Here is a 14,050-nt window from a genome sequence, read left to right on the forward strand (position 1 = left end):
AATGCATCCTTATTCGGGATGCCGCTGCAAAATGTCTGACTATAGGCAAATGCGCATATCCTTTCAAATCATTTTTTTGAGGTGCTACCATGTACAATGAAGACCAACTGAACCAAACCTGCCGTTGCGGCGGCGAGATGACTATACATATGCATACGCTGATTTACAAAGCTAAAGTGAAAATTACCAATGTCCCCGTCTTTATGTGCCAATCCTGCTTCCAGTATAAGCCGCATCCGGCCGTAAAGAACGATTTGAGCCTGGTGCTTCAAGAGCTTGGCGGCAATCCCAAGAGAAGCATCTTCTCTTTTGCCGAACGCAATGAGTTGGCCTCCGTGCTGAATGACACTTTTTACGGCTATAAGGGGAGGGGCGAAGATCTGGAGCAGGCGGTCCAGAAGGCTATGAGCGAAAGGATCGATCTGCTGCTGGATTTATTCCGAATCGCGTCGGAAGCGGCTGATAAGGAGTGGATGGAGGAACTTGAGAGCAGGCTGCTTAAGCTTGTTCCGCATACCGTATCCCGAATCGTGTAACCTCCTTCTGCAAAACAATGAAAATATTTCAGAAACATTGGATTTTTTCGTCGATTTTTGATACCATAAAGAAAGAGGTTACATTGCTGTTTTAAGAGGATATCCGATTAGAGCAGGAGCTTGTAGCCGTTCAATGATTTTGCGGGAAAGTCCGAAAGACTCCGTTAGTATGCAATGAACGACATTATTCGGTCATGAAGCTTATCCGGCGAAATCGGGGAGAAAGATGGGTATCCAGCACCAGTCATCCTAGGTGACTCTTGTCAAAAATAGGGAGAAAGTATGGAATTAGGTCCCATTCCTGCATCAATGCTTCAAGTCTGAAAGAATTTCTGAAAGGAAATTGAAGCGTTATCATTGCACAAAAGTACAAATTATCGTATCATGATTTTAATTAGGTCGAACGATAAAATTTATCGCAATGGAGAGAGTAATTTGACGGTAACCATTTACGATGTAGCGCGTGAGGCAGGCGTATCTATGGCAACGGTATCACGGGTTGTAAACAACAATCCCAATGTGAAACCGCAAACCCGCAAGAAGGTTTATGAAGCGATTGAGCGTTTGGGGTATCGTCCCAACGCCGTGGCAAGAGGTCTTGCCAGCAAGAAAACGACGACCGTTGGCGTTGTCATTCCCGATATTTCCAATTCGATTTTTGCGGAAATTGCCCGCGGAATCGAAGACATCGCCAATATGTACCATTACAATATTATTTTGTGCAACGCCGACAAGCGCAAGGAGAAGGAAATCCGCGTCATTAACACGCTGCTCGAGAAGCAGGTGGACGGCCTCCTCTTCATGGGCGGCACCGTAACCGATGAGCATATTTTGGCTTTCCAGACCTCGGCCGTTCCGATTGTACTGTGTGCGACAAGCGATGAGAAAGGTACTTATCCTTCGGTCGATATCGATCATGAAGCCGCCGCTTTCGATGCGGTCAATACTCTGATCCGCCATGGCCACCGCGAAATCGCGATGATCAGCGGCACACTGCAGGACCCGGCCAATGGCTACGCGCGTTTCCAAGGCTATAAGAAAGCGCTCGAAACAGCCGGTATCGAATACCAGGAAGATCTTGTGCGCATCGGGAATTACCGCTATGAGTCCGGCGTCGAGGCGATGAAGTATTTTCTGGGGCTGAAGAAGAAGCCGACGGCGATATTTGCCGCGACGGACGAAATGGCCATTGGCGCCATTCACAGCATCCAGGACGAAGGACTGAAAGTGCCGGGGGATTTCTCGATTATCAGCGTAGATAACATCCGTATGGCTTCCATGGTGCGTCCGCTGCTTACTACGGTGGCGCAGCCGATGTACGACCTGGGCGCCGTGGCCATGAGACTTCTGACCAAGCTGATGAAGAAGGAGACCGTAGAGAATCCGCGCGTCATTTTGCCGCATGAGACCATTCTGCGCCTGTCCGTCAGCCATGTGAACGAATAACTTGAACATCCCCCATAACGGGGCTGCCGGGCGATTTTCAGCCCGGTCCAGAAGAATATGCTTGACGTAAAAAGCTCCGTCACGGGGCTTTTTATGCTATTATTCATCTTTTTCATTCCTAATTAAAGGGAGGCCAGTCTATGGAAGCTGTAATCGGAATCATTGGAGCCATGGATGAAGAGATCAAACTGCTGCTGGAGAATATGGACCACAGCGAGGCTGTTAGTAAAGCGGGGATTACATACTATAAAGGCACAATCGGCGGAAAATCCATTGTCGTCTCCAAATCGGGCGTTGGGAAAGTAAATGCCGCAGTCACTACGCAGATTATGATCGATGCGTTCGGCGCAAAGAAGGTGCTGTTTACAGGCGTGGCCGGTGCGCTGCATCCGGACCTGGAAGTTGGAGATATCGTTATATCCTCGGAGTGCTTGCAGCATGATATGGACGTCACAGCGCTGGGCTTCCCCCGCGGCGTCATTCCATTCCAGGAAGCATCGGAGTTTCCGGCCGATCCGGAACTTGTGCTGCTTGCAGAGAAAGTCTGCCGGGAAATGGGGGTCCGCTATGTGACGGGGAGAGTTCTATCGGGCGACCAGTTTATTGCCAGCCGGGAATCGGTCTCCATGCTGCGGGAGCAGCTTAGAGGCGCCTGTGCGGAAATGGAAGGAGCGGCGCTGGCTCAGGTATGTTATATGAACGAAATCCCGTTCGTTGTGATCCGCTCCATGTCCGACAAGGCCGATGGTTCGGCGAACATCAGCTTTACGGAATTTACGGAGACCGCATCAAGGCAGTCCCATGAAATACTGAGCGGTATACTGAACAAGCTGCATTAATACATAAACCGCTGCCTGAACCTTACTTTGTCGAACATTTCACGATAGGCCAGCGGTACCTCGGAACCGATGCGGACCATCAGGCAGCTCACGGGATGGGAGCAAATTTCAGGATCGTCGGTGGCGTACCAGACCATATCGATCGTCATCATCAGCCGCACCATCATATGGCGGTACGCCCAGACATCCAGACCGCTTCCCTTAAGGTCTCAGTGCCAATAATACTCTATTGTTAAAACGATGCAATTCTCCAGCTGTTCCCGTTCAAACGGAAGCGGCAAGCAATTCCCTTCCAATTCCCGCGGCCCGGTAGGCGCCCGCCACTTCGATGGCCCCCAGTTCGATTAAATCCTTCATGCCTCCGCTCCATATTGGACTCTTGTACCTGGAACAAAGGATGGAATGTAAGCGTTTGCTGTGCTATACTTAATTTTGACATAAAAAGTTCACAAAATATAGCTTGACTTCATTGATTTGAGGTGGAGTTGTCAAGAGATCAAACGTCCAATTTAATCAAAATCATAAGTCTGAAACTTGGAGCCATTTAAGCTTATGCCATTCATACGAGAGGAGGCAAGGGCAATGGGGCGGGTTCACAATGAAATTTTGCCGGGACGGGCGCATAACCCGAACTTGGCCGATTACGATCAGGCCGTCGCTCACTTTAAATGGGAGGATGCAGAGCGTTATTTTACTTGGTATGAAACGGGAAAAGTCAATATGGCTTATGAAGCGGTCGACCGCCATGTCCGGGAAGGAAAGGGCGAAAAGACGGCACTGCTGTACAGCGATCCGTCACGGGACGAATCCTACACGTTTGCTGATTTGCAAGAGAAGTCGAACCGCTTCGGCAACGTGCTCCGAAAATATGGAATCGGCAAAGGAGACAGGGTATTTCTATTTATGCCAAGGCAGCCCGAGCTGTATTTCTGTCTCCTCGGCATCCTAAAGATAGGTGCGGTTGCGGGCCCTTTATTCGAAGCGTTTATGGAAACGGCGGTCAAGGATCGGCTTGAAGACAGCGGGGCTGTCGCATTGGTCACAACCCCGGACTTGCTGCATCGGGTAAAGCGTGAGGAGCTTCCGGAGCTGCGTCATATTTTTCTCGTAGGCGGAGATTCGGACCCTGAAAAAGGTTTGTTGGACTATGAATCAGAAAGCGCTTCCTCATCTCCGGAGCTCGAGCCTGAGTGGCTTGGCCTGGAGGACGGACTGATTATGCACTATACCTCAGGCTCGACGGGAAAGCCCAAAGGCGTCTATCATGTGCAGCGCGCGATGATCCAGCATTATTATACCGGTAAAGTCGTGCTTGATCTGCAAGAGGACGATATTTACTGGTGCACCGCCGACCCCGGTTGGGTTACCGGCACCTCGTACGGAATCTTTGCCCCTTGGCTGAGCGGCGCAACGAATGTCGTCCGCGGCGGCCGGTTCAGTCCCCGGGATTGGTACAAAACGATTGAACGCAATAAAGTAACGGTATGGTACAGCGCGCCCACGGCATTCCGCATGCTGATGAGCGCGGGAAGCGGGAGCCTGGAAGGCGTCGATTTAAGCAGCTTGCGCCATGTTCTCTCGGTTGGAGAGCCGTTGAATCCAGAAGTCGTCCGATGGGGAGACAAAGTGTATGGCCAGCGCATACATGATACCTGGTGGATGACGGAGACAGGCGGACAGCTCATCTGCAACTATCCCGGGATGGATATGAAACCGGGATCCATGGGACGGCCGCTTCCCGGCATAACCGCTGCGATTCTGGATGACAGCGGTAATAAGCTCCCTCCGTATACGATGGGCAATTTGGCCATCAAAACGCCGTGGCCGTCTATGATGGACCGGATTTGGAATAATCCCGCCAAGTACGAGGAGTATTTCCGAATTCCAGGGTGGTATATTTCCGGGGATTCCGCCTATATGGACGACGAAGGGTATTTCTGGTTCCAGGGGAGGATCGACGATGTCATCAACTCCTCGGGCGAGCGGATCGGACCGTTCGAGGTGGAGAGCAAGCTGATCGAGCATCCGGCGGTTGCGGAAGCCGGGGTTATCGGCAAACCCGATGCGCTGCGAGGAGAAGTCGTCAAGGCGTTTATATCGCTCCGGGAAGGGTATATTCCTTCACCCGAGCTGAAGGCCGAAATTGCGGCGTTTGTGAGATCGGGGTTATCGGCACACGCCGCGCCGAAGGAAATCGAATTCAAAATGAAGCTCCCGAAGACCCGGTCCGGCAAAATCATGCGCCGCGTGCTCAAAGCCTGGGAGCTTCATCTGCCTGCCGGCGATCTCTCGACAATAGAGGATTAGACAAGAAAGAAAGACGGTTGACCGCTCTGCCCGTTTAGGGAGGCTGTCAACCGTCTTATTGCTTACAAGGTCTGCTTTGGATACGGACTCCCGGTTTGCTCAGTGACCGCCGTTATTCCCGCCGGCATCTGCTTCGTTGCCGTCGGCGGACGGCGTACCCTGGCCGCCATCTGCACTAGGCTGGTTCGGAGTCGCTCCGGGATCGCCTGCACTTCCGGGAAACAGGCCCGGATCAGGAAGGACCTGATCCCCCGGCGTTGTCCCCATATCCGGGAAGAGTCCGTCTTCCGGGCTTGGGGACGGTTCGGGTGTCGGCATCCCTCCGCCGACACTTCCCGAAGAAGTTTCATTCCCCGCCACATCCACGGCGGTAACATAAAATACAGCATAGTCGCTTGCCGGCGTATCCGTAGTGAACGTTGTGCCGTCACCGGCGAGAAGCACATCCACTTTACGGAACGGGCCGCCGTTCACGGAAGAGTATAACCGGTATCCGACGACATCGGGCGAGCCGCTCTGCGCAAAGCGGATGACTGCCTTGCCGGTATCGTAAGAGACTTCCACATTACCCGGCGCCGCCGGAGCTCCGCCATCGTCCACGCGAGGGTCGACTTCCGTCGGAACCCCAGTCTTCGCATCAGCCGGCAGATAGTAGTCCAGCGGTTCATGCTCTTTCATAGACTTGAAGGCAGTTTCCAGTTCATTAATCAATTCCTCGATCGGCTTCTCTCTGGAGACAACGATCTTCTCCTTCAGGAAGTCACCGGGCGTCCCGTCCCGAGGGATATAATTCACGCCGCCGTAAGTAATGTATTTGGCATTTGAAATTCCGTCATCGCCGTCCTTCGGCACATACTTTGCATTGAAAATATCGGTCGTAAACTTATCTGTCAATGAGGTCGGCAGTTTGCCGCTGTACGCCGACACGGTTTCCTTGACGATGCCTTCCGGCTTGTCGAATGTTTTCGCCTTGAACAAATCCGGCTTTTTGTCGATTACAGCGTTCATGACCTCGGCCCACAAGGACTGCGCCTGTTTCCGCTGCGTTTTGGACTCGAGCGTATTGATCTGCTCTTTGTAGCCGACCCACATGCCCAGCGTGATATCCGGGGTATATCCCATGAACCACACATCCGCGTAATTTTGAGTCGAACCTGTCTTGCCGACGATCGGAATATCTTTGAAATGCTTGTACTTGCTCTTGACGGTGCTGCCCGTGCCGTCGGTAACGACAGTGCGCAGCATGTCGGTCATTAAATACGCGCTCTGCTCGGAAAATACGCGCTCTGGATTGACCTTGTGTTGGTAAATGATTTTACCCTTCGAGTCGACGATTTTCTCGATCATGTAGGCATCGTTAAATTCGCCTTTGTTGCCAATAGAAGAATATGCATTGGTCAAATCCTCTACGGACACGCCATACTTCAGGCCGCCGAGAACCCCGGTCTGCGCGCCGTAATCTTCGTCCTGAATAGTTGTAATTCCCAGCTTCTTGGCAAAAGCCCAGGCGTTCTTGATGCCTACCTTTTCGTCGAACAGTTTCAGCGCAGGCAGGTTCAGGGAGTTGTTGAGCGCATACCTCGCCGTTACCAGCCCTTGATAGCGGTTGTTCGCGTTCTTTGGAATGTGGAAGCCTTTCTCCCCGTCTTTCAGAATAATAGGCGCATCATCCAAAATACTTGCCGGCTGGATCAGCCCACCCTCCAAAGCGGGCAGATAAGCGGCAATCGGCTTCATTGTCGATCCTGGCTGACGCACCATCTGGGTGGCGTAGTTCATGCTTTCGACATTGAAGTCGCGTCCTTCGATCATTCCCAGAATCGCGCCGGTCTTGTTCTCGATCATCATGCCGGCCGTCTGCTCAAGGCCCTTGCTTTTGCTCTCTTTGGTAAAATTGCTGCTGTCTTCGGAGATGCTGTGCATTGCGCTGTATACTTTTTTATCGATTGTCGTGTATACGCGGTAACCGCCTGTCAGCAGCAGCTGGCGGGCCTCTTCAAGCTGAGAAGCACCTTTCGCGCTCTCCTGGTTGTTGTTCTCAAGAGTAAGCAGGATTGCCGCTGCCTGGCGCTCCGTCTCCATCATAAGATAAGGAAAGGTAACGTATGCTTTCTTGGTATGCGGAGCAAGGGATTTCTTAATGTCAAAGGCCAGAGCTTCCTGATATTGCGAAGATGAGATTTTGTTCTCCTCAAGCATTCGCCGCAGGACAAGCTGTTGTCGGTCGAGCGCGCGGTTAAACGCAGCCTCGTTGAATTCCCCATACCCGTTGAACGCCGAATAGGCGGAAGGAAGCTGGGGGAGGCCGGCTAAGTAGGCTGCCTGGGCGGTATTCAGCTTATCCAGATTATCGATGCCGAATATGCCTTTGGCCGCGGCTTTGATGCCGTAGACGTTATAGCCGTTTGAACCGTTGCCGAACGGAACCTTGTTCAAGTACGCCGTCAAAATTTCCTCTTTGCTTAAAAAGCGCTCGAGCCGAAGCGACAGCAAGATTTCTTTTACCTTGCGGTCGTCCGTTTTATCGAGATTGAGAAATACGCGTCTTGCGAGCTGCTGGGTAAGAGTACTGCCCCCGGTCTGTACGGATTCATTCAGCAGCTTCTGCTTTACTGCGCGCAACGTGCCGCTTACATCCACGCCATGATGCTCGTAAAAGCGGTTATCCTCGATGGCGAGAACGGCGTCAATAACCAGCTGGGGAAGGTCCTTGTAGGCGATTAGCCTGCGGTCTTCCTCCGTCCGGAGCTGGCCGATCGGCATGCCGTCGCGGAAATAGGCGAATCCCGTCACGACGTTCTCGCCGACCTTCTCTTGAATCATTTGTTCGGAGCGGACAGGATCATCTTTTACGATGGAAGCGATAAAGCCTCCTACTGCGCCGCCGGCGAACAGGACGCCCATCACGCCCAGAATAAACATCCATTTCACGACGGAACCGATCCTGCTGAGCCAAGATCTTCGCGGTCGAATGTCCGTCGCTGATTTTTTCATATTTTCCTGAGACATCGACATCCTCCTTTTAACGGAATTATTATAGCACAATTTGGCGATTTTGAATGCGCTTGTAGGGACAACGCGATTTTTGCGGACATTTGACTTTTCAAAAGATCCTATGATATAAATAAATTCAACTGGATATTTCTAAAGGCGGAGAAGGACATCAGTAGAAGGGAAGCCCGGATTTTCAGAGAGTCGGTGGGTGGTGCAAACCGATAGCGGAACCTTTTGAATTACAGTCTGGAGCCGTCCGGGGGAACGGATTTAGCGCCTAAGGCCTTAGTCTCAGTAGTCCGGCACCGGGTACGTTAAGCGCCCGTTATTTCAATCAAGCGAAGGCTCGGAACCGTCACGTTTTATCATGATGGCAATGAGCTTTAACTAGGGTGGTACCGCGAGTCTCTTTCTCGTCCCTTGGGATGAAGAGGAGGCTTTTTTTGTGCGTTATGAGAAGTATCAACATCAAAAGGGGTTGCTATTATGAAATGGGAAGAACTAACGCCGGAGCAGCAGCGGGAGGTCGAGCGTCAGCTGGAGATCATCGCGCGCGGCGTCGTGGAAATTGTGCCTGAAGAGGAACTGAAGCGCAAAGTCATCAAATCGGTCGTCAGCGGCGTGCCGCTCAATGTTAAGCTGGGCCTTGACCCGTCCGCGCCGGATATCCATGTGGGCCATACGGTCGTCATGCACAAACTGCGCCAATTCCAGGAGCTGGGCCATCAGGTGCAGCTGATTATCGGGGATTTCACGGGGCGGATCGGTGACCCGACGGGCAAATCGGAAACGCGCAAACAACTGACCGAGGAGGATGTGAAGCGGAATGCGGAAACATACAAGAAGCAGCTTCATAAAATCCTTGATCCCGAGAAGACAAAGGTATACTACAATTCGGAATGGCTCGGGCCGATGACCTTCGCGGATGTCGTGGGCTTGTCGGCCAAAGTGACGGTTGCCCGCATGCTGGAACGCGACGATTTCACCAAGCGCTACCAGAGCGGACAGCCGATCAGCATTCACGAGTTCTTCTATCCGCTGATGCAGGGCATGGATTCCGTGGCTCTGAAGAGCGACGTGGAACTAGGGGGAACCGACCAGAAGTTCAATCTGCTGATGGGACGGACGCTGCAAAAAGAATACGGAGTCGATACCCAGGCTGCGATCATGACCCCGCTGCTTGAAGGCCTGGACGGCGTTCAGAAAATGAGCAAAAGCTTGGGCAATTACATCGGCATCGACGAAGAGCCAAACGAGATTTACGGCAAAGCCATGTCCGTCCCGGACGAGCTGATGCTGAAATACTATTCGCTTGCGACCGATATCGGCAACGAAGAACTGAGAGAGCTGGAGGAAGGTCTGAAAGCGGGAACGGCTCATCCGCGGGATGCCAAAATGCGGCTGGCGCATACATTTGTGAGAATGTATCATGGCACCGAGGCGGCGGATGCCGCGCAGCAGCATTTCGTGACCGTATTCCAGCAGCGGGCGCTGCCTGACGATATCGCAACGGCGGTTCTGCCCGCGGCGGAGCTTAATGAAGGGGCTATCCGGTTGACCAAGCTGCTTACGCTGATCGGCCTTGCAGCTTCGGGCGGGGAGGCCAAGCGGAGCGTGCAGCAGGGGGCGGTCAAGCTGAACGAACAGAAATTGACCGACCCGAATGCAGATATCGTTCCTCAGGACGGTGATATCATCCAGGTCGGCAAGCGCAAGTTCGCCAAGCTGACTTTGGAGTAGGACTGAGGCCGAATACACGCGCAGTTCATCAACTGCATTCCAAGAGGGTGAACGGACGTTGCGTCCGGTTCTCCTTCTTTTTTTTGCATGAGAAGTATGCAATAAACACAAAGAAGCCTCCGGAATATCCGGAGGCTCTGTGTTGCAATATATGCTGTATCCAGCAAATATTAGCGGTTGTAGAATTCGACGATTTGCTTCTCGTCGATATCTTGGGAAAGCTCGGCGCGCTCAGGCAGACGGATGTACTTGCCTTCCACTGCAGCGTCGGAGTATTCCAGGTATGCCGGAAGATGCGAACGGTTTGCCAGGGCTTCCTTAACGGAAGTCAAAGCGCGGCTTCTTTCGCGAAGGCCGATAACGTCGCCGATGCTTACACGGTAAGAAGCGATGTCGACTTTCTTGCCGTTAACCGTTACGTGGCCATGCGATACCAATTGACGCGCGCCGGCGCGGGAGTTGGCAAAGCCAAGACGGTAAACGAGGTTGTCCAAACGGCTCTCAAGCAGGAACATGAAGTTCTCGCCTGCGATCCCTTGCATGCCGTGTGCTTTGTGGAACAACGTGCGGAATTGCTTTTCGCCCAAACCGTACATGTGACGCAGTTTTTGTTTCTCCAGAAGCTGTTGACCGTAGTTGCTTACTTTTCTGCGTTGGTTAGCGCCATGCTGTCCCGGAGGGAAAGGGCGTTTCAGGTCTTTGCCAGTGCCGCTCAGGGAAATGCCCAGACGGCGGCTGAGTTTGAATTTAGGTCCGGTGTAACGTGCCATGTTATAGTAGACTCCTTTTTAATTGTGATTTCATCAGGGCTCTATTTGCGCCGTTTTTCGAAATGCGGCAAACCGAATCGGTGCCGCGCTGCAGGGAAAGTTCAGCCGCTGCCCACTGCAGACGAAAAGCGTGAGGGTGACACAACGTTACGCCCAATTGAAGACTTGTTACAGTCTTGTTCAACAATAAATATTATATGAAAATGAGGCTCCAAGTCAAGTGTGCATTCCAAAGTTTATGAGTTTTTTCATATTTAGGGCTTTGGGCCTAAAAAAAGTCCCGAAACACCCGAAAAACTAATGCAAGGTGAGCGGGAAAAGAGTAAAATAGTGTTAATTAAGGTAGTAACGGACTACTATTCGGGCTGCAAAGGGGATCCTTCATTATGTCAGAGCAGAAAGCTAATGGTCATACGGATATCCATGTGCTGATACGAAACGCCCAGATGCCGGAATGGAACTCCGAAGATCCCGCCGAGTGGCTCAGGAAGATGGACGTCAATCGACATGACTTTCCTTACGCCGAAGGCTTGATTGCGGACAGTTTTCATGAATGGTATAAGCGAGGCTCCGCGATGTCTTTTGCGGAATCGTGGAGATGGTGCGTATTTGATTATTCAGGCAAATGGCTGGCGGGCAGCGGCGGAGTCAGTGAGCCGGACAACCCTTTGTGGGAGCAGGTCGCAGCCGTCAGTCTGAGATCGGCAAGGGAGTGTACGCTTCAGATTGAAGAGAATGGAGTGGAAACAGCTTTTTTTGTGACGCCTATGAGTACGCGGTCCAAAGGGGAGATATTTTCCCTGTTCGGCTGCGCGATGCCCGCGGAGCATTTTGCCAAGGGCGGACGCAATGCCGCCGAAGGGATGGCCCGGCATTATGCCACATGCTTTTATAGGCAATTTGAACATATGTTTGTAGCCGATCTAGCAAGCGTACATATTCATGCGAAACGAGAAAGCAGCCGCCGCTCGCTGCTGTTCCAGATTGTGCAGCGGATGCATGACAACATCGATGTCGATGCCGTGCTGACGGAAGTGATTGCCAGCATTTCCACAATGTATCCGGACGTGCGGCTGACGCTCTACATGTCACAGGATCATCGGAGCGCGCATCCGCAGGTCAAGCCGCTTCCGCTAGACCTGGACGAGGAGGATGTCCGGATTAAGGCATTCAAAGACGGCAGCACGGCCATGCGGTCATATAGTGAGGCTGACAAGCTTGTAGAGATTGGCCTGCCGCTCGGCGGCAAGCAGGGCGTATACGGCGTGTTTCATCTCGTCATGCGCAATCCGGCCCACCCGGAGGTAGACATGCCTTTTCTGTCCATGGTGGCGAGCACGGCGGGAACCGCGTTTGAGAACGCCAAGCTGTACGAGCGGTCCAACCAGATCATCCGGGAACTGCGGATGACCAATGAGCTGACCCGGCGCCTGAATCAAAGCCTGCGGCTGAGCGAGACGTTCGAGGCGGCTTTTGAAGAATTGATAAAAATGTTCGAGACCGATTACTGCTGCATCCTGCATTATAACGAGGAGAGGGGCGGACTTGAGGCGGTCGCCTGCAATTATCCCGGCCTGATCAATGAAATCATTGAAATCGACAGAGGAATTGGCGGGAAGGTGTACGCCTCCGGCGAAACGGTCATCATTTCCGAATATGCGGAACAGTCTGGGGCGAAGTCCAAACTGATGGATTTTACGGAGTCGCAGTCGCTTATCGCCACTCCGCTCAGCGTAGGCGGTGAAGTGCGGGGAGCGATTATGCTGGCCCACAGGGAACCGCACTATTTCTCCTATGATAATTTCAGGCTGCTTCAAGCTATGGCCGGGCATATCGGTCTCGCCGTGGGCAATGCGCTCCTGCACGCCGAGGTGCACCGGCTCGCGAACAGGGATTCTTTGACCGGGCTGTATGCAAGGCATTATCTCGACCAGTCCATCAAAGAGAAGCAGAGCGGCGATATCTGCGGCACCCTTGTCGTTGTCGATATCGATCATTTTAAATCGGTAAACGATACATACGGCCATCAGAAAGGCGACCTTATTCTCAAGCAGGTGAGCGACATCTTGCGTTTGTCCATTCGCCAGGGAGATTTGGCCGCAAGGTGGGGCGGCGAAGAGCTGGCGGTCTATCTGCCGCAGCTCGGCGCCGAGCAGGCCTATTCTGTGGCGGAACGGATACGGGAGCGGGTTCAGCAAGAGACGGAACCGCCCGTTACCGTCTCCTGCGGCATTGCGGAGTGGAACTCGACGGATGAGGACAAGGCGAGCGTGGACTCTCTTTTTTACAGGGCGGACATGGCCTTGTACGAGGCAAAGAACAAAGGCCGCAACAAAATTATGATAGACCGCAATACGGCGGAGGTTCGGAGCCAAAATTGAACGGAAGAGCGCCCTTGAAGACGGAAAACCCCGTCTTCAAGGGCTTTTTGCATAAGCCCTATGAACAGGGAAACGATATAGTTACCAACTGTGAAAAGAGGGTAAGGGGACTATGATGACTCTGTTTGCAAAAAGGGCGGTTCCGGTACTGCTGGCACTCTGTTGCGGTCTAACCGGCGGCTGCGGCGTGATGGACGGGAAACCGGCGTCGGAGATGCTGGACCTGGCACTGGCCGGGTTGACGGGAACCGACGGTGTGACATTCGAGGGACAAGCGGCGCTTCTAGTGGATGGCAGGCAGATGCCCGAGGGGGCAGTGTATTACGGCGGAGAGATGAACAATCATAACTCGCTGCGTCTGTACACCCTTCTGCCGGACTCGGCGGAATCTTCGGAAACGCTGGGTGTGCTGAAGGAGCGGTCTGCAAGGCCGGATCTCTACACCAGGCTGGAGAAACAAAACGGAGGATGGAAGGTGTTACCAGTGAGCGAAGACCATGCTGGCAATCCACTTCCGGGTCTGAATCCCATCCGTCAGCTCGAAGAGCTGGAGAGTATGAGCAAGAAGGTGACGAATGAAGCGGGGGCGGGAAGAGGAATGCGGCTGCTCAGAATAGAGCTTGCCCCGCAGCAGGCGCAGGCCCAACTGACCGCCGAGCTGGGGGCGGAAATGAAGGCGATCCGAACGGCTTCTTCCCGTGCAAAAGGCGTGGGCGCCATGGCAGAAGCAGACGCTTCTGCACTGGAAACGATCTGGTTGAAAGAGAACGGAGAGCTTCAGCGCAGGCTCCGGAATGCCAAGGTGGATACCGTATACCATGTCAAGGTGGATGCACGGCGTAATTTGCCCAAAAGCATGTCCAGACAGCGGACAATCACCTACCTTTCTTCCGGGGGACAGACGCGCCGGGAAACGTATGTGTCGCGGGTTGATTTCTATGGATACCGGTAATTTGAGACCGCCGGGCGATCCACTTGCGCTTCCATTTGGTCGTGCTACAATAAGGAAGCATACTGATTTTTAGAAAGATTTAGAA

9 protein-coding genes, 1 pseudogene and 1 other annotated feature are annotated in these 14,050 nt (G+C 52.8%); of the genes and pseudogenes, 7 read left to right on the forward strand and 3 right to left on the reverse strand.

The window, feature by feature from the left end; all coding sequences use genetic code 11:
* The first annotated feature begins 89 nt into the window (after positions 1-89).
* The 3 genes from PUR_RS12025 to PUR_RS12035 all read left to right on the forward strand — a co-directional run bounded on the left by PUR_RS12025 (position 90) and on the right by PUR_RS12035 (position 2,821).
* On the forward strand, positions 90-536 hold the full coding sequence (locus PUR_RS12025; RefSeq protein ID WP_232101833.1) for a hypothetical protein: 447 nt from the start codon (positions 90-92) through the stop codon (positions 534-536).
* A 435-nt stretch (positions 537-971) separates the two neighbouring features.
* Positions 972-1,982, forward strand: coding sequence for a catabolite control protein A (gene ccpA / locus PUR_RS12030; RefSeq protein ID WP_124695830.1), 1,011 nt, complete (start codon positions 972-974; stop codon positions 1,980-1,982).
* A 140-nt stretch (positions 1,983-2,122) separates the two neighbouring features.
* The gene (locus tag PUR_RS12035; RefSeq protein WP_179035441.1) at positions 2,123-2,821 is read left to right on the forward strand and encodes a 5'-methylthioadenosine/adenosylhomocysteine nucleosidase; all 699 of its coding nucleotides are present in this window, start codon (positions 2,123-2,125) and stop codon (positions 2,819-2,821) included.
* Here PUR_RS12035 and PUR_RS26040 read toward each other — a convergent pair.
* Positions 2,818-3,190, reverse strand: a pseudogene (locus tag PUR_RS26040) (N-acetyltransferase); the annotation flags it as partial. The gene PUR_RS12035 and the pseudogene PUR_RS26040 overlap by 4 nt on opposite strands.
* Positions 3,191-3,403: 213 nt before the next feature.
* On the opposite strand from PUR_RS26040, the gene acsA reads away from it, so the two are divergent.
* Complete coding sequence (gene acsA, locus PUR_RS12045) at positions 3,404-5,128, forward strand: acetate--CoA ligase (RefSeq protein WP_179035443.1); 1,725 nt, start codon at positions 3,404-3,406, stop codon at positions 5,126-5,128.
* 99 nt (positions 5,129-5,227) lie between these two features.
* Here the strand turns inward: acsA and PUR_RS12050 are convergent, their stop codons facing one another.
* Positions 5,228-8,137 carry a transglycosylase domain-containing protein gene (locus tag PUR_RS12050; RefSeq protein ID WP_179035444.1) on the reverse strand — a complete coding sequence of 970 codons (2,910 nt, stop codon included), beginning with the start codon at positions 8,135-8,137 and terminating at the stop codon, positions 5,228-5,230.
* Positions 8,138-8,272: 135 nt separating this feature from the next.
* Positions 8,273-8,546 (forward strand) — a binding site (T-box leader).
* A 62-nt stretch (positions 8,547-8,608) separates the two neighbouring features.
* Between PUR_RS12050 and tyrS the strand changes: the two genes are divergently transcribed.
* Positions 8,609-9,862, forward strand: a complete 1,254-nt coding sequence (gene tyrS, locus PUR_RS12055; RefSeq protein ID WP_179035445.1) for a tyrosine--tRNA ligase — start codon at positions 8,609-8,611, stop codon at positions 9,860-9,862.
* A gap of 170 nt (positions 9,863-10,032) precedes the next feature.
* Here tyrS and rpsD read toward each other — a convergent pair whose 3' ends face one another.
* On the reverse strand, positions 10,033-10,632 hold the full coding sequence (gene rpsD, locus PUR_RS12060; RefSeq protein WP_179035446.1) for a 30S ribosomal protein S4: 600 nt from the start codon (positions 10,630-10,632) through the stop codon (positions 10,033-10,035).
* Positions 10,633-11,018: 386 nt separating this feature from the next.
* Between rpsD and PUR_RS12065 the strand changes: the two genes are divergently transcribed.
* Together PUR_RS12065 and PUR_RS12070 are read left to right on the forward strand one after the other, a co-directional pair.
* On the forward strand, positions 11,019-13,013 hold the full coding sequence (locus tag PUR_RS12065; RefSeq protein WP_179035447.1) for a sensor domain-containing diguanylate cyclase: 1,995 nt from the start codon (positions 11,019-11,021) through the stop codon (positions 13,011-13,013).
* A gap of 112 nt (positions 13,014-13,125) precedes the next feature.
* On the forward strand, positions 13,126-13,965 hold the full coding sequence (locus PUR_RS12070) for a hypothetical protein (protein ID WP_179035448.1): 840 nt from the start codon (positions 13,126-13,128) through the stop codon (positions 13,963-13,965).
* The last annotated feature ends 85 nt before the right edge of the window (positions 13,966-14,050 follow it).

This window comes from Paenibacillus sp. URB8-2, assembly GCF_013393385.1.
GTDB lineage: Bacteria > Bacillota > Bacilli > Paenibacillales > Paenibacillaceae > Paenibacillus_AQ.

What these genes read in the sequence shown, in the direction of transcription:
- PUR_RS12050 (WP_179035444.1), bottom strand. Translation starts at nt 8,137, where the DNA reads ATGTCTCAGGAAAATATGAAAAAATCAGCGACGGACATTCGACCGCGA.
- acsA (WP_179035443.1), top strand. Translation starts at nt 3,404, where the DNA reads ATGGGGCGGGTTCACAATGAAATTTTGCCGGGACGGGCGCATAACCCG.
- tyrS (WP_179035445.1), top strand. Translation starts at nt 8,609, where the DNA reads ATGAAATGGGAAGAACTAACGCCGGAGCAGCAGCGGGAGGTCGAGCGT.
- rpsD (WP_179035446.1), bottom strand. Translation starts at nt 10,632, where the DNA reads ATGGCACGTTACACCGGACCTAAATTCAAACTCAGCCGCCGTCTGGGC.
- PUR_RS12070 (WP_179035448.1), top strand. Translation starts at nt 13,126, where the DNA reads ATGATGACTCTGTTTGCAAAAAGGGCGGTTCCGGTACTGCTGGCACTC.
- PUR_RS12025 (WP_232101833.1), top strand. Translation starts at nt 90, where the DNA reads ATGTACAATGAAGACCAACTGAACCAAACCTGCCGTTGCGGCGGCGAG.
- PUR_RS12065 (WP_179035447.1), top strand. Translation starts at nt 11,019, where the DNA reads ATGTCAGAGCAGAAAGCTAATGGTCATACGGATATCCATGTGCTGATA.
- PUR_RS12035 (WP_179035441.1), top strand. Translation starts at nt 2,123, where the DNA reads ATGGAAGCTGTAATCGGAATCATTGGAGCCATGGATGAAGAGATCAAA.